Annotated in this window: 14 protein-coding genes; 7 read left to right on the forward strand and 7 right to left on the reverse strand. The window is 69.8% G+C overall.

What is annotated here, in order from left to right:
* Window positions 1-53: 53 nt before the first annotated feature.
* The 3 genes from FBY21_RS06605 (at window position 54) to FBY21_RS06615 (ending at window position 3276) form a co-directional block, all read left to right on the forward strand.
* Window positions 54-947 (forward strand): LysR family transcriptional regulator, encoded by an 894-nt coding sequence (locus FBY21_RS06605; protein WP_142009673.1) that lies wholly within the window; start codon window positions 54-56, stop codon window positions 945-947.
* Between the two features lie 171 nt (window positions 948-1118).
* Window positions 1119-2342, forward strand: coding sequence for an MFS transporter (locus FBY21_RS06610; protein ID WP_174244716.1), 1224 nt, complete (start codon window positions 1119-1121; stop codon window positions 2340-2342).
* A 25-nt stretch (window positions 2343-2367) separates the two neighbouring features.
* Complete coding sequence (locus FBY21_RS06615; protein WP_142009675.1) at window positions 2368-3276, forward strand: LysR family transcriptional regulator; 909 nt, start codon at window positions 2368-2370, stop codon at window positions 3274-3276.
* A gap of 7 nt (window positions 3277-3283) precedes the next feature.
* On the opposite strand, the gene FBY21_RS06620 is transcribed toward FBY21_RS06615, so the two are convergent.
* Window positions 3284-4264 (reverse strand): XdhC family protein, encoded by a 981-nt coding sequence (locus tag FBY21_RS06620; protein ID WP_142009677.1) that lies wholly within the window; start codon window positions 4262-4264, stop codon window positions 3284-3286.
* Window positions 4265-4485: 221 nt separating this feature from the next.
* On the opposite strand from FBY21_RS06620, the gene FBY21_RS06625 reads away from it, so the two are divergent.
* The 3 genes from FBY21_RS06625 to FBY21_RS06635 are packed head-to-tail and all read left to right on the forward strand — an operon-like array spanning window position 4486 to window position 7674.
* Window positions 4486-4932, forward strand: coding sequence for a (2Fe-2S)-binding protein (locus tag FBY21_RS06625; RefSeq protein WP_142009679.1), 447 nt, complete (start codon window positions 4486-4488; stop codon window positions 4930-4932).
* Between the two features lie 11 nt (window positions 4933-4943).
* Complete coding sequence (locus tag FBY21_RS06630; protein WP_142009681.1) at window positions 4944-7169, forward strand: xanthine dehydrogenase family protein molybdopterin-binding subunit; 2226 nt, start codon at window positions 4944-4946, stop codon at window positions 7167-7169.
* A 31-nt stretch (window positions 7170-7200) separates the two neighbouring features.
* On the forward strand, window positions 7201-7674 hold the full coding sequence (locus tag FBY21_RS06635; protein ID WP_174244717.1) for a cupin domain-containing protein: 474 nt from the start codon (window positions 7201-7203) through the stop codon (window positions 7672-7674).
* A gap of 44 nt (window positions 7675-7718) precedes the next feature.
* Here the strand turns inward: FBY21_RS06635 and FBY21_RS06640 are convergent, their stop codons facing one another.
* The 5 genes from FBY21_RS06640 to FBY21_RS06660 all read right to left on the reverse strand — a co-directional run bounded on the left by FBY21_RS06640 (window position 7719) and on the right by FBY21_RS06660 (window position 13047).
* Window positions 7719-8171, reverse strand: a complete 453-nt coding sequence (locus tag FBY21_RS06640) for a cyclophilin-like fold protein (protein ID WP_222119516.1) — start codon at window positions 8169-8171, stop codon at window positions 7719-7721.
* 114 nt (window positions 8172-8285) lie between these two features.
* Window positions 8286-8999, reverse strand: coding sequence for a TerC family protein (locus tag FBY21_RS06645; protein WP_174244753.1), 714 nt, complete (start codon window positions 8997-8999; stop codon window positions 8286-8288).
* A 71-nt stretch (window positions 9000-9070) separates the two neighbouring features.
* Window positions 9071-10348, reverse strand: coding sequence for an OprD family porin (locus FBY21_RS06650; RefSeq protein ID WP_142009687.1), 1278 nt, complete (start codon window positions 10346-10348; stop codon window positions 9071-9073).
* Between the two features lie 69 nt (window positions 10349-10417).
* Complete coding sequence (locus tag FBY21_RS06655) at window positions 10418-11722, reverse strand: CitMHS family transporter (RefSeq protein ID WP_142009689.1); 1305 nt, start codon at window positions 11720-11722, stop codon at window positions 10418-10420.
* A gap of 227 nt (window positions 11723-11949) precedes the next feature.
* The gene (locus FBY21_RS06660; protein WP_222119517.1) at window positions 11950-13047 is read right to left on the reverse strand and encodes a 4-oxalomesaconate tautomerase; all 1098 of its coding nucleotides are present in this window, start codon (window positions 13045-13047) and stop codon (window positions 11950-11952) included.
* 138 nt (window positions 13048-13185) lie between these two features.
* Here FBY21_RS06660 and FBY21_RS06665 point away from each other — a divergent pair, with 138 nt between their 5' ends.
* A complete protein-coding gene (locus tag FBY21_RS06665; RefSeq protein ID WP_074971267.1) occupies window positions 13186-14130 on the forward strand; it encodes a LysR family transcriptional regulator in 945 nt (314 codons plus the stop codon).
* 39 nt (window positions 14131-14169) lie between these two features.
* Here FBY21_RS06665 and FBY21_RS06670 read toward each other — a convergent pair whose 3' ends face one another.
* Window positions 14170-14703 carry an AraC family transcriptional regulator gene (locus FBY21_RS06670; protein WP_142009693.1) on the reverse strand — a complete coding sequence of 178 codons (534 nt, stop codon included), beginning with the start codon at window positions 14701-14703 and terminating at the stop codon, window positions 14170-14172.
* Window positions 14704-14770: the final 67 nt, after the last annotated feature.

The following is a 14770-nucleotide window of genomic DNA, read 5'->3' on the forward strand; positions in this document are numbered from 1 at the left end:
CGGGGCCCAGGCCCCGCAAGAATTCCCGCACACCCTCCCCCGCCCGGACCGCCATGCCCCGCGAACCCTACAGCGACCTGCTCGCCCTGCTGGCCGTGGCCGAGGAGCGCAGCTTCACCCGTGCCGCCGCGCGCCTGGGCATGTCGCAATCCATGCTCAGCCACACCATCCGCAGCCTGGAGGCGCGGGTCGGCGTTCGCCTGCTGACCCGCACCACCCGCAGCGTCTCGGTGACCGAGGCCGGCGAGCAGTTGATCGCCGTGGTCGCGCCGCGCCTGCAGGCCATCGAAGCCGAACTGAGGCGGGTCACCGACCTCAGTGAGCTGCCGACCGGCACCCTGCGCATCACCGCCACCGAGCACGCCATCGAGACGCTGCTCTGGCCACGGCTGGAGCCCCTGCTGCCACGCTATCCGCAACTGAACCTGGAGCTGCACGCCGACAACACCCTGGTGGACATCGTCCAGGAGCGCTTCGACTTCGGCGTGCGCCTGGGAGACAGCCTGGCCCGGGACATCACCGCCGTGCGCATCGGCCCGGACCTGACCTTCGCCCTGGTGGCCGCGCCCGCCTACCTCGCACGGCACCCGGCGCCCGCCACGCCCCAGGCACTGGCCGAGCACCGCTGCATCAACCTGCGCCTGCCCACCCGCGGCAACCTCTGGGCCTGGGAGCTGTGCCACGACGGCCAGGCCCTGAATGTCCGGGTCGACGGGCAACTGGTGTTCAACGAAGTGCGTGCCATCGTCAGCGCCGCCGTCGCCGGCTTCGGCCTGGCCTACGTGCCGCTGGACCGGGTGCAGGCGCACCTGGATGCCGGGCACCTGGTGCCGGTGCTGCAGGACTGGTGGAGCACCTTCCCCGGCTACCACCTGTACTACTCGAACCAGCGCGAGCTGTCCCGGGCCATGCAGGTGGTGATCGAGGCCCTGCGCCACCCGGACTGACGCGATTGTCCAATCCGGCTCATGGCCGCGTGCAACCCCTGCGGTTCTTCGCCGGTGCCCGGCTGCCTATGATGGCCCCCACCTGAACGAACGCCACTCCGGCCTTTCCCTACCTACCGCTCGCGGTGCTGCCCAGGCAGCGCCAGGGCCCATCCTTTCCGCGAGAATCCCATGCGCCCCATCCCGTCCGCCCCCGGCAACACCGCCCTCGGCAGTGCCGTCGGCTCCCTGGCCCTCTGCGTTGCCCTGCTGATCGCCTCGGAGTTCATGCCGGTGAGCCTGCTCACCCCCATCGCCCAGGACCTGCACGCCACCCAGGGCCAGGCCGGCCAGGCCATTTCCATCTCCGGCCTGTTCGCCGTGCTGGCCAGCCTGCTGATCGCCCCCCTTGCCGGGCGCTACGACCGCCGCCGGGTGCTGATGGCCATGACCGTGCTGATGCTGCTGTCGCTGGTGCTGATCGCCCTGGCCCCCAGCTTCACCCTGCTGATGACCGCCCGCGCCCTGCTTGGCCTGGCCATCGGTGGTTTCTGGTCGCTCTCCACGGCAACCGTGATCCGCCTGGTGCCGGCAAGCGAGGTGCCCCGCGCACTGGGCTGGATCTTCATGGGCAATGCCGTGGCCACGGCCTTCGCCGCCCCCATCGGGGCCTACCTGGGCGGCCTGTTCGGCTGGCGCGTGGTGTTCGGCGGCCTGGTGCCCCTGGTGCTGGCCACCCTCCTCTGGCAGTTGCACAGCCTGCCGTCGATGCCGCCCCGGGCGAGCATCCCGGTGGGTCGTCTGTTCAGCCTGCTGCGCCGACGCCATGTGCGACTGGGCATGCTCGCAACCATGCTCACCTTCGCCGGCGCATTCGGGGCCTTCACCTACTTCCGCCCGTTCCTGGAACACGCCACCGGCGTCGATGCCCGGCAGCTCTCGGGGCTTCTGCTGGGCCTGGGCCTGGCCGGGTTCGCCGGTACCCACTTCGCCAGCCACATGCTTCAGCGCGAGCGCCTCTACCCGCTGCTACGCTACCTGCCCCTGGCCCTGGCCGTCGTCACCCTGGGCCTGGTCGAGCTGGGCCACTCGCTGGGGGCCGTGGCTGCGCTCATGGTCGGCTGGGGCGCGATCAATGCCGCCATCCCGGTGTGCTGGTCCACCTGGCTGGCCCGCGAGATCGACGACGAACCGGAGAGCGGCGGCGGCCTGATGGTGGCCGCCATCCAGCTGGCCATCATGCTCGGCGGCGCCCTCGGCGGGCAGTTGCTCGACCGCTTCGGCAGCAGCGCGCCCCTGCTGGGAGGCGCCGTGATGCTGCTACTCTCCGGCGTGCTGATCGGCTCCGGCTGGCGCATCCGCAAACCGGGTCGCCAGCAGGCCGGGCACGGCCCTGCCATCGGTGATGCACGTTGATCCCCACCTGCCCAGGAGCCTCCGCATGAGCGACGACCTTCTCCGCGATGCCTTCAGCGGCCTGGTGGCCCTCGTGGCCGTAGCCCGCGAGGGCAGCTTTACCCGTGCCGCCGCCCACCTCGGGCTCTCCCAATCGGCCGTCAGCCACGCAGTGAAGGGCCTGGAGCAGCGCCTCGGCACCCGCCTGCTGGCGCGCAACTCGCGCACCGTCGCGCCCACCGAGGCAGGCGAGCGCCTGCTGCGCACCGTGGCCCCAAGCCTGGCCGAGATCGACGCCGGCATGGCCGACCTGGCGGACCTGCGTGACAGCCCCACCGGCAGCATCCGCATCACCGCCTCCGACCATGCCCTGCGGACCGTGCTGTTTCCCCGGCTGAAGCGCTTCCTGCCGCAACACCCGGGCATCCATGTCGAGCTGCACTCCAACAACCAGCTGGTCGACCTGGCCGCCGAGCAGTTCGACGCCGGCGTACGCCTGGGGGACAGCCTGGCCCAGGACATGATCGCCGTGCGCATCGGCCCCGACCTGCGCTTTGCCGTGGTGGCCACCCAGCGCTACCTCGAAGGGCGCGCCCTGCCGCACCACCCGGACGACCTGCAGGCGCACAGCTGCATCAACCTGCGGCTGCCCACCTATGGCGGGCTGTGGGCCTGGGAGTTCGGCCAGGGCGACCAGGCCTGCAACGTACGGGTGCCCGGCCAGCTGATCTTCAACAGCATCTACGACTGCCTCGACGCGGCCATCGCCGGCCTCGGCATCGCCTATGTGCCGGAAGACATCGCCCTGCCCTACATCCGCAGCGGCCACCTGCACTCGGTGATGCAGGACTGGTGCCCCTACTGGGCCGGCTACCACCTCTACTACCCCAGCCGCCGCCAGCCCTCCGGCGCCATGTCGGCGCTGATCGCCGCACTGAAGGTGGACGCCCGCTGAGGGCGCGTCAAAGCGCGTCCCGCGGCCGCCCCCGGTACACCCGCAGCACATCCGCCATCACCGCCAGGGCGATCTCGGCGGGCGTGCGGCTGCCCAGCGCCAGGCCGATGGGCATGTGCAACCGGGCGACCTGGGCCTCGTCCAGGCCGCCGGAGCGGCGCAGGCGCTCGGCCCGTGCACGGGAGGTGCGCTGGGAGCCCATCACCCCGATGTAGAAGGCCGGCGTGCGCACTGCCTCGATCATCGCCAGGTCGTCGATGCGCGGGTCGTGGGTCAGGGCCACCACGGCGGTCGCGCGATGGCAGCCATCAGCGGCGATGAACAGCGAAGGCAGCACCGGCCTTACCTCCACGCCGGGCATAGCGAAGCCCGCCAGCGCCTCCTCGCGTGGATCGCAGACGATCACCTCGAAGCCCATGGCCTGGGCGAACTGGGCGCAGAACACCGAGACCGGGGAAATCCCGGCAATCACCAGGCGCGCCACCGGACCGACGCGAATGGCGACACTGCGCTCGTCGGCAGCGGTCTCCACCCGGGGACCCAGGCCATCGTCCGGCTCCAGGCGCAGACCGCCGTGCTCCAGGTCCACGTGGCGACGGCAGGCACGCTGCCCGGCCAGCGCCACCTGCAGCGCCTCCAGGTGCGCCCAGGTGTCCGGCACCGGCAGCAGGCGCTCCACCAACACCGCGAGAATGCCGCCACAAGGCAGGCGGATGCGCGCGCCCTGCGGTCCATCGGGGTCACCGTAGCGAATGCGCGTCACCGCCTGGTTGAAGTCACCGGCCACCAGCCGTTCGAGGAAATCCTCCTCCACGCAGCCGCCGGAGAGCGAGCCGACATGCTGGCCATCCTCACGCGCCACCAGCATCGAGCCAGGCTCGCGAGGGGCGGAACCGAAGGTGGCCAGCACCGTGTTGAGCCAGATGACCCGGCCCTCGCGGGACCAGGCCAGGGCGCGTTCGATGACCAGCATGTCCAGCTGTTGCATGGCGGTGTCCTGAAACGACGGGAAAGTTCGCGACCCTAGCAGCGACGGGCCATGCGGCCCATATCGCCGCCTCGAATGTGGCCATGAACGGCATCGATGAATGGATTGTTCGATGCCGTGCATAGGGGCATTCGGCGGTGCGGCGTTTCCCCGGCGCAACGTCTCTGGGCTAATACCTGGCCCCACTCCTGCGTGCAGAACGCCCCACCGAGGACACGACGATGGAACTGATGATCAACGGGACCCGCCGCCAGGTGGACGCCAGCCCCGATACCCCGCTGCTGTGGGTGATCCGTGAGGAACTCGGCCTGACCGGCACCAAGTACGGCTGCGGCGCGGCCCAGTGTGGCGCCTGTACCGTGCTCGCCGACGGCCAGCCGCTGCGCGCCTGCGTGATGCCGGTGAGCGCCGTGGCCAACATGGCCATCACCACCATCGAAGCCATCGAGCAGGACCCGGTGGGCCAGCGCGTTGTGGAGGCCTGGGTCGAGCACCAGGTGCCCCAGTGCGGCTATTGCCAATCCGGCCAGGTGCTCACCGCCACCGCCCTGCTCAAGCGCAACGCCAGGCCCAGCCAGCAGGAGATCACCAACGCCATGGTCAACCTGTGCCGCTGCGGCACCTACAACGCCATCGCCGATGCGGTGCAGCAACTGGCCAAGGCCTGAGGAATACCGCCATGAACCTGTCGCAGTTCCTCGGCACGCTGCCCGTCGATGGCACGCCGCTCAACCTCTCACGCCGCCGGTTCGTCGGCGCCAGCCTCGGTGCCCTGGTGCTCGGCGCGCTGCTGCCGGCCCCGGTGCTGCGCGCGGCCGAAGCCGCCACGGTGAAACCCGGCACGCGCCTGCCGGCCTTCCTGGAGATCCGTGCCGACGGCAGTGCACTGCTGCGCAGCCCCTTCGTCGAGGGCGGCCAGGGCATCTACACCGCTTTGGCACAGATCGTCGGCGAGGAGCTGGACATCGCTCCGGAACGCTTCAGCGTCGAGTGCGCGCCACCCGGGCCGGACTACCTGCTGGTCAACGGTGCCCGCTTCACCGGCGGCAGCTTCTCGGTGCGCTCCAGCATCGAGGTGATGCGCCGCCTGGGCGCCAGTGCGCGGCAGATGCTGCTGCAGGTGGCGGCCGCCAAGCTAGACGTACCGCTGGCCAGCCTCGACACGCGCCCTGGCGAGGTCGTCCACCCCGCCTCCGGCCGCACCCTGGGCTATGGCGAACTGGCCACCCTGGCCGCCGCCCTGCCGCCTCCCGCCGAGGTGAAGCTGCGCGACAGGAAGGACTTCCGCTGGATCGGCCAGCCAGTCAAGCGCCTCGACGCACGCGACAAGGCCACCGGCAAGGTGGCCTACACCATCGACCTCACGCTCGACGGCATGCTGCTGGCCGCCGTTCAGCACGCCCCGCGCATGGGCATGGAGCCGGAAGCCCTGGCCAACGAGGCCGAGGTCAAGGCCATGCCCGGCGTGCACTCCGTCCACCGCCTGCCTGGCGCCGTGGCCGTGGTGGCCCAGCGCTGGTGGCAGGCCCGCCGTGCGGTAGAAAGCCTCAGGGTGAGTTGGCGCGAGGCACCGGCAGGCACCGCCCACGCCATGCCGGCGGACTTCTCCTCGGCGGCCTTTCGCGAGCGCCTGGCAGCCACGCCGGGGCCGGGTGTGGTGGCCGAGCAGAGCGGCCAGCCCGACGCCCAGTTCGGGCCGCAGGCCACGGTCATCGAAGCCACCTACGACGCGCCCTACCTCGCCCATGGCCAGCTGGAACCGCCGTCCACCCTCGCCCGCTACAACGCCGACGGCACCCTGGAGCTGTGGCTGCCCAACCAGGCCCCGGAGATGTTCCAGCAGGCTGCCGCCAAGGTGGCCGGCCTGCCGCCGGAGAAGGTCATCCTGCACTCCCCGCCCCTGGGCGGCTTCTTCGGCCGGCACTTCCTCTACGGCACCGCCAACCCGTTCACCCAGGCCATCCTGCTGGCCAAGGCGGTGAAGGCGCCGATCAAGCTGATCTGGACCCGCGAGGAGGAATTCCTCCGCGACGCCTTCCGCCCCATGGGCGTGACACGCCTGCGGGCCACCCTCGATGCCCAGGGGCTGCCCCACGCGCTGGTGGCCGAGACCATGGGTGAAAGCGCCACGGAACGCTGGTTCGGCCGGGTCCAGGGCAAGGCCAACGACAACGCCGTGGAAGGCCTGGCCGGCAAGGTCTACGCCATCCCCCACCGGCGCGTGTCGCAGGTGTACGTGGAGCACCCGCCCACCCTCGGTTTCTGGCGCTCGGTGGGCCACTCGATGAACGACTTCTTCTACGAGTCCTTCCTCGATGAACTGGCCGATGCCGGCCAACAGGACCCCTATGCGCTGCGCCTGCACCTGCTGGCCGAGCAACCCCGGCACAAGACCCTGCTGGAAGCGGTGGCGGCGCTGTCCGGTGGCTGGAAGCGCGGCCCCTTCACCGCTGCCGACGGCAGCCGGCGGGCCCGGGGCGTGGCCATGGCCTCCCCCTTCGGCAGCGAAGTGGCGACCATCGCCGAGGTGTCCATCGAGCAGGGGCAGATCGTGGTCCACGACGTCTGGGTGGCCTTCGACCCCGGCTCCATCGTCAACCCAGCCATCGTCGAAGCGCAGGTGAAGTCGGCCGTGGCCCTGGGCCTGTCCTCCGCCCTGCTGGAAGAGGTGGTGTACGAGAACGGCCAGCCACGTGCCCGCAACTTCGGCGCCTATGCCGTGCTGCCCCAGGCGCGCATGCCCCGGGTACACGTGCGCATCGTCGAGAGCGGTGCGCCCATGGGCGGCGTCGGCGAGCCGGGCCTGCCCGGCGTGCCACCGGCCGTGGCCAATGCCGTGGCCGCCCTCACCGGCCAGCGGCTACGCAGCCTGCCTCTGTCCCGGGCGCGCTTTGCCGACGCGTAGGTGTCGGCCCCAACCACACCGGAGAATCGCCATGAAGCACCCGTTCCGCACCACCCTGCTGCTCGCCCAGCTCTGCACCGGCACGGCCCTTGCCGGCGAGGCCGAAGGCATCCAGGTGCAAGCCAATGGCGCCCAGGCCAGCCAGAGTGGTCCGGCCGACTACTTCACCGGCCAGGCGGTGGTGGACATGCTCTTCACCGCCACCGACTACAGCCCGGCCAGCGGCGCCCACGTCACCTTCGCCCCTGGCGCCCGTACGGTGTGGCACAGCCACCCGCGCGGGCAGACCCTGGTGGTCACCTCAGGCCAGGGCTGGGTGCAGGAATGGGGCAAGCCGCGCCGGGTCATCAACCCGGGTGACGTGGTGCGCATCGCACCGGGCGTCAAGCACTGGCACGGCGCAACGGCCACCCAGGCCATGCGCCACATCGCCCTGCAGGACGCCCAGGACGGCAAGGCGGTGGACTGGCTGGAACCGGTCAGTACCGAGCAGTACACCCCCTGAAACACCGCGGCGGCCCTTGGGCCGCCGCTTCGCTTTTACCGTCCTCAGGGTTCGAGCCGGCGGATCACCACCCTCAGCGGCCCGGCCTGGCGCAAGGCCTCCACCCCACCATCCAGCCGGCCCAGCCGCACCAGCCCGCGGGAAAAGCGGAAATCCCTGTGGAAGATCGCCAGGTTGCCCCAGGGCGCGTAGTAGGCCAGGTCACCGGCCCTGGGCGTGTATCCGTCGGGCGCGCCTTCGGTGGTCAGCCGCCTGGGCAGGTCGCTGATCTTCTCGGTCTCGGCGTAGTCCTGGAGGACCCGTTCCATCGGCAGCTGGGCGAGGAATTCGCGGGTGCTGGGCGTGTCGTCGAGGGTGGCGGTGAGGGTCGTATCGTCGAGCTCGAGGCGGATCTGCATGGAGGGCTCCTGGGCGTGAGTGGGGGCGGCAAGGGCCAGCAGGCTGGCCAGGGTCGAGGCCGACACAAGGGGCCGCCAGCGACGGCGCAGGTTGAACATTCGGGCTACCTCGTGGACAAGGGCGGTCGATCCGGAGGGTGCCGTCCGCCGTCCCGCCCTGCATCCTTCGCTGCCGAATGCCGCCATGAACCGGATCGCACAATGCCCAGCACCTCAGCCCTCGGGGTCGGCCTGCCCACCCTCAGCCGGGACGGTCGGTTGCCGGCAGCCCACCAGCAGCCCGCAGGCGATGACCAGCGCGGCAGCGGAGGCGGATGCCAGCGGCCGGACCCAGGCGGCCTCGGGCAACCAGCCGGCCAGGGCCACATCCGTCACCAGCATGCCGCCGGCAATCCAGCCCAGCAGGCCGCCGCCCAGCAGCACCACCTGGGGGTAGCGATCCAGCAGGCGCAGGACGAGCTGGCTGCCCCAGACGATGATGGGGATGCTGATCAGCACGCCCAGGCTCACCAGCAGCAGGTTGCCACCGGCCGCACCGGCCACGGCCAGCACGTTGTCCAGGCTCATCACCGCGTCGGCGACGATGACGGTCCTGATGGCACTGAACAAACCGGTGCCGGCCGCCACCTCGTGGGCGGCCTCCGGCTCGGGCTGCAGCAGCTTGATGCCGATCCACAGCAGCATCAGCGCCCCGACCAGCTTGAGGAAGGGCAAGGCGAGCAGTTGCAGGGCGAAGAACAGCAGCAGGATGCGTAATGCGATGGCACCCGCCACGCCGCCGAGGATCGCCCGGCGACGCTGTGCCTCGGGCAGGTGGCGGCAGGCCAGGGCGATGACCACGGCGTTGTCGCCGCCCAGCAGGATGTCGATGGCGACGATCTGCGCCAGGGCCATCCAGAACTCAGGCTGTGTCAGCCAGTCCATCAGGGGTATCTCCTTGGGTTGCAGGGCGCCCGTCCGAGCGCCCGGGTGGTCCGCTGGGCACGCAGCATCCGGCCCTACCAGAGGGCGATGTCGTAGGTCAGGTAGAGCCGGTTGTTGTCGCGGTCGCGGCTGTAGCTGGAGCGGTAGGCGATGTGTCGCCACTTGAGGCCCAGCCCCTTGAGGGCGCCCGTCTGCACCACATAGGCCAGGTCGAGGTCACGCTCCCTCTCATTGGCCGCCACCTCGGCCCCCCGCAGCACGGTGGTTCCATCCCGTCCCTTGAAGTAGCGCAGGCCGGCACTCAGCCCCGGCGCGCCAAGGGCGGCGAAGTCGTAGGCGTAGCCGAGCATCCAGGTGCGTTCGTCCTCCTCGACGAACTTGCCCACCCCGGCATTGCTGAAGCTGTAGACGGTGGCGCCTTCGACGAAGGGCAAGCCCCCTTCCCCATTCAGGCGCTGGTAGCCGGCGCTCAGGGCATGGCCATCGACGCTGTAGGTCAGCAGGGCGCTGAGCATGTGGTTGTCCAGCTCGCCGTTGCGGGCCTGCCCGACATCGCGGCTGCGGAAGTAGCGCAGGTCGCTGGTCAGGCTGCCGGGCCCCAGGGACAGGGTGTGCACCAGCCCCAGGTAGTGCTGGCGATAGAAGGCCTCCAGCTCGCCCAGGTAGTAGCTGAGCACCAGCGGCTTGCCGACCTTGTAGTCGGCGCCGGCAAACCAGAAGCCCTCGCCCCGGTCGCCGCCGTAGCCATCGGCCGTGAGGGGGCGGTCGTCGCTGGAATCGCGCTGGCGGCCCTCCCTCAGGTAGCCGGCGGTGAGGCTGAGGCCGGGGATGTCGACGCTGGACACCTGGGTGCCCTCGAAGGTCTGCGGCAGCAGGCGGGCATCGTTGCGCACCAGTACCGGCAGCCTGGGTTGCAGGGTGCCGTGCCGGAGGGTGGTTCCGCCCAGGCGCGCCTTGGCGGTGAGGCCCAGACTGGAGAACTCGTCCGCCGCCCGGCCATCGTCATGGCGCGGCAGCAGCCCGGTACCGGCCCGTCCGCGTCCGGAGTCCAGCCTGACGCCCAGCAGGCCGAGGGCGTCGAAGCCGAACCCCAGCGGGCCTGGCGTATAGCCGGACTGGGCGTCCAGCAGGAATCCCTGGGCCCACTCCTCGCGGCGGGACTGGGCGCTGGCAGCGGCCCGGGGCGACATCCCGGACTCGTCCTTGAAGTCGTCGTTGAAGTAGAGGTTGCGCAGTTGCAGGGTGGCCTTGCTGTCGGCGAAGAAGCCCTCGGCAACGGCCTCGGGTGCAAGCGCGGCGGCCACGCAGGCGAGTACCGCGCCGCTGCGGCGCAGGGCGTGATGGGGGGACATGGTGCACCTCGCAGGTGGGAAATCGCCCGCTCCCGGAAGGGGGGGCGGGACGCTGACGGACGGGAAGGCTCAGGCGACCAGGCTGATGGCGCCGCTGAGCAGGGCCAGTGCGGTGATGACCAGCGAGGTCAGCACCGCCCACTTCAGGGTGAAGCGCTGGAAGTCGCCGATGTCCCGGTCGACCATGCCGATCAGCAGCAGGGTGGAGGCGACCAGGGGGCTCATCAGGTGCACCGGCTGGCCCAGCACCGAGGCGCGGGCGATCTCCACCGGATCGATGCCGTAGGCCGAGGCCGCCTGAGCCAGGATGGGCACCATGCCGAAGTAGTAGGCGTCGTTGGAGAGGACGAAGGTCAGCGGCATGCTGGTGATGGCGACCACCAGCGGGAAGATCCGGCCCCAGCTGGCGGGGATCATCTGCACCAGGGAGTTGGCCAGGGCATCGACCATCTGGGTGCCGGAGAAGATCCCGGCGAACACACCGGCGGCGAACACCAGCAGCACCACGGTCATCGCATTGCCCGAGTGGGCGAGGATGCGCTCCTTCTGCTCTTCGAGGCGCGGGTAGTTGACCATCAGCGCCACCACGAAGCCGAGCATGAACAGCACCGCCGCGTTCATCAGCCCCATGACCAGGGCGGTCATCACCCCGATCACCAGCAGCAGGTTCAGCAGGATGCGGCGCGGCCGCTTGTGCGGGCTGTCCGCCAGGATGGCCTTGATGTAGCAATCGTCGCCGCCGGTCTTCAGGTGCACGCTGCCGATGCGCTTCAGCTCGCGGCGCCCCAGTATCCAGGCGGTGAACACCACCCACAGCGCCCCGCCGACCATGGTCGGTAGCATGGGGATGAAGTACGCGCTGGCATCCAGCCCGAGCACCGCGATGGCACGGGTGGCGGGACCGCCCCAGGGGCTCATGCCGCTCATGATGCTGAGGGAGAGCATGGCGATGCAGGCCAGGACCAGCGGGTTCATGCCGATGCGCCGGTACAGCGGCAGCATGGCGGCGACGGTGATCATGTAGGTGGTGGTGCCGTCGCCGTCCAGGGCGACCATGAGCGACAGCAATGCGGTGCCGATGGCGATCTTCACCGGGTTGCCGTTGACCGTCTGGAGGATGCGGCGGATCAGCGGGTCGAACAGCCCGGCGTCGATCATGATGCCGAAGAACAGGATGGCGAAGAGCAGCAGCGCGGCCGAAGGGGCGACTGTCTTCAGACCGTCGAGCATCATCTTGCCGAGTTCGGGGGCGAAGCCGCCGGCGAGCGCGAAGGCAATGGGGACCAGGGTCAGGGCCACGACCGGGGAAAGGCGTTTGGTCATGATCAGGTAGGTGAACACGACCACCATGGACAAACCGAGCAGAGAAAGCATGGCGTTGGACTCTTGTAGTTATTAGGTTCCTGCCTCGGGCGGGCGGCGCGAACCGCCCGCCATGAAGCCGCTGATCGAGGGAGCGGGCAAGGGCCCGTCAGGCTGTCGCGTCGGGATACGGCCGCAGTGGCCGGCTGGATCGGAAGGGGTGTGCGAAGGCTGTGGCATGCATGTCGGCTACCCGTCTTGTGTTTGTTATGTCGGGGGTGGGAGGTGAGGCCCGGCGGTCAGTGCAGGGCCTCTGGAAGGCGGTAGAACAGGCGCCCGTCCATGATCTTGCGGGCCGTCCGGATCAGTGAGACGCGGGCGATATCCAGGGGATTGCCGCCGCGCAGCTCGACCTGCAGGTCGAGGTGGCCGGCGGGGTGCTCGATGCGCACCGCCTCCAGCGTCCTCCCCGCTTCGGTACGGCCGCTGTCCAGGGCCAGGCGCTGGGCGAGGCTGCCCGGTACGTTGACCGCCGCGCCCAGGGCGATGGCCCCCGTCACCGCCAGCGCCTTGTGGCAGCGCTGGGGCACGAAGTAGCGGGCGCAGAGGGTGGCGTCGCCGTGGCGGGCGGGGCTCAGGAGGATGGGCTTGGGCAGGACCGAGCCGCTCACGTCGCCCATGCCCATGCGCCGGCCGGCTTCCAGGCGGATGCGTTCCAGCCGCGCGAGCAGCGCCCCGTCGGCATCCAGCACGGCGGGGTCGGCATGGCCGTCCACCCCCAGGTCAGCGGCGCGGATCAGCACCGTTGCCGTGGCGGCGTCGATGCAGCTGACCTCCACCCCGTCGATCCACTCCAGGGCCTGGCCGGTGGGCAGCAGCGCACCGGTCTTGGCACCGGCCACGTCGAGGAAGCTCAGGCGGATCCCCGCCGCGCGGCCCGGCACGCCGCTGATGCAGGTTTCGCCCTCGTACTCCACCCGGCCACGGGGCGTCGGCACGACGCACTCGATGATGCGCTGGGTGTTGAGGTTGAACACCCGCACCCGCGTCTCGCCGTAGGTCGGCGCCACCAGGCCGGTCTCGATAGCGAAGGGGCCGACGGCAGAAAGCATGTTGCCGCAGTTGGGGGTGTAGTCGACCCGGCGCTCGATGACGTCCACCTGGGCGAACAGGTAGTCCACGTCAGCGTCCTGCCGGGAGGAGCGGCCGACGATGGCCACCTTGCTGGTGAGCGAGTTGCCGCCGCCGATACCGTCCACCTGGAGCGGGTGGCCGGAGCCCATCAGGTCGAGCAGGACCTCGGTCCGCGCCTCGACGGATTCGGGCAGGTCGTTCATGTGGATGAAGGGGCCGCGGGAGGTGCCGCCGCGCATGATCATGCAGGGGATGCTGTTCATCATCTTGGTCTAACCCATGACCGTTTCAACGATGGACAGAGCTTGTCAGCGCCGTTTTAATGCTTCAAATGCAAATATCGACCCCGATAAATAACCAAATCGGATTAATGCACAAACCAGCAAACGGGCTGATTTTTCATGCATCGAATAGAGTTCCTTGACCTCGCCGCCTTCGTCCGGGTGGCCGAATCACAGTCCTTCCAGGAAGCCGCCCAGGCCCTGCACCTGTCCCAGCCCGCCCTCTCCCGCCGTTTGCAGAAGCTGGAGGAAACCCTCGGCGCCAAGCTGCTGGAGCGCACCACACGGCGCACCTGGCTGACCGAAGTGGGCAAGGACTACCTGCCCCGTGCACGGCGCATGCTGGAGGACTACGAGTCGTCGCTGCAGGGCATCCGCGAGCTGAAGACCCACCAGAAGGGCACCGTCACCATCGCCTGCATTCCCACCGCAGCGTTCTACTTCCTGCCCAGTGTCATCCGCGTGTTCAACGAGGCCTATCCGGGCATCCGCATCCGCATCCTCGACGTCAGTGCCAACGAAGGGCTGGAACGGGTGGTGAGCGGCGACGCCGATTTCGGCATCAACATGATCAGCGCCCAGCACCCGGACGTGAGCTTCACCCCGCTGCTGCGGGACCCCTTCGTCCTCGCCATGCGCAGCGACCACCCGCTGGCCGCGCTACCGGAAGTGGGCTGGCCGGACCTGCAGAACGTCCGGCTGATCACCGTCAGCCGCGACAGCGGCAACCGCATGCTGCTGGACAGCGCCCTCTCCGGCCACGGCATCCGCCTCAACGGCTTCTACGAGGTGCAGCACCTGTCCACCTCCCTGGGCCTGGTGGAGAGCGGCCTCGGCGTGGCCATCCTGCCGCGCATGGCGATGCCCGACGCCGAGCACGAGAACCTCTGCTCACGGGACCTGCCACCCCCGCATATCGAACGCACCATCGGCCTGGTCCGCCGCGACGGCGAGCCGCTTTCCAGCACCGCCGAGCTGTTCATCGAAATGCTGCTCAGGCGCTGGCGCGAGACCGGGGAGCCACCGCAACCCGAACCCCGCAAGGGCCGGCGGCAACGGACGTGAACCGCCACCCTATCCCCAGGGCCATATCCCTGAAGGCAGTCAGGCGCGGGCCTGCTCGCGATTGAGCTGGCGCCAGTGCTTGGGCGTCATGCCCACCAGGCGGCTGAAGGTGCGGCTGAAATGGGCCTGGTCGGCGAAGCCGCATTCCAGGCTGACCTGGGCGATGGACAGGCGGTCCTCGGCCAGCAGCTGCTTCGCGGTGCGCACGCGCAGGTCCAGGGTCCACTCCTGGGGCGAGAGGCCGGTGGTCTTCTTGAACGCGCGGGAGAAGTGGCTGCGGGACATGGCGCACTGCTGTGCCACGTCGGCGATCAGCAGGCGGCTGTGCAGGCTGCGGGCGAGGATCTCCTTGGCCCGCTTCTCCTGCCAGGGCGACAGCGCGGCCCGTTCACCAGAGGTGCGCTCGGCGCCCCGGTAGCGCGCCAGCAGGTGGTCGCAGAGCTGCCGGCTGAGGGACGAAAGCACCGAGCCATCGCCTTGGGGCGTGCCCTCCAGGGCGGACTGCAGGCGTTGGGTCAGGCGGTAGGTTTCGGCATCCAGGGCGGTGTCGGCGACGAGCGTCAGTGCGGTCATGGCGGCTCTCCTTGGGGATGGGCAGAGCCTCGCCCGGCAGCAGCCGGGGCGTCCTTTGGCGAACCTG

Source organism: Pseudomonas sp. SLBN-26 (assembly GCF_006715895.1).
GTDB classification, from domain to species: domain Bacteria; phylum Pseudomonadota; class Gammaproteobacteria; order Pseudomonadales; family Pseudomonadaceae; genus Metapseudomonas; species Metapseudomonas otitidis.

Bases quoted from the DNA above. Each gene is read 5' to 3' on its own strand.
- FBY21_RS06665 (WP_074971267.1), top strand. From the start codon at position 13,186: ATGCATCGAATAGAGTTCCTTGACCTCGCCGCCTTCGTCCGGGTGGCC.
- FBY21_RS06615 (WP_142009675.1), top strand. From the start codon at position 2,368: ATGAGCGACGACCTTCTCCGCGATGCCTTCAGCGGCCTGGTGGCCCTC.
- FBY21_RS06655 (WP_142009689.1), bottom strand. From the start codon at position 11,722: ATGCTTTCTCTGCTCGGTTTGTCCATGGTGGTCGTGTTCACCTACCTG.
- FBY21_RS06670 (WP_142009693.1), bottom strand. From the start codon at position 14,703: ATGACCGCACTGACGCTCGTCGCCGACACCGCCCTGGATGCCGAAACC.
- FBY21_RS06660 (WP_222119517.1), bottom strand. From the start codon at position 13,047: ATGAACAGCATCCCCTGCATGATCATGCGCGGCGGCACCTCCCGCGGC.
- FBY21_RS06630 (WP_142009681.1), top strand. From the start codon at position 4,944: ATGAACCTGTCGCAGTTCCTCGGCACGCTGCCCGTCGATGGCACGCCG.
- FBY21_RS06650 (WP_142009687.1), bottom strand. From the start codon at position 10,348: ATGTCCCCCCATCACGCCCTGCGCCGCAGCGGCGCGGTACTCGCCTGC.
- FBY21_RS06635 (WP_174244717.1), top strand. From the start codon at position 7,201: ATGAAGCACCCGTTCCGCACCACCCTGCTGCTCGCCCAGCTCTGCACC.
- FBY21_RS06610 (WP_174244716.1), top strand. From the start codon at position 1,119: ATGCGCCCCATCCCGTCCGCCCCCGGCAACACCGCCCTCGGCAGTGCC.
- FBY21_RS06625 (WP_142009679.1), top strand. From the start codon at position 4,486: ATGGAACTGATGATCAACGGGACCCGCCGCCAGGTGGACGCCAGCCCC.
- FBY21_RS06620 (WP_142009677.1), bottom strand. From the start codon at position 4,264: ATGCAACAGCTGGACATGCTGGTCATCGAACGCGCCCTGGCCTGGTCC.
- FBY21_RS06640 (WP_222119516.1), bottom strand. From the start codon at position 8,171: ATGTTCAACCTGCGCCGTCGCTGGCGGCCCCTTGTGTCGGCCTCGACC.
- FBY21_RS06605 (WP_142009673.1), top strand. From the start codon at position 54: ATGCCCCGCGAACCCTACAGCGACCTGCTCGCCCTGCTGGCCGTGGCC.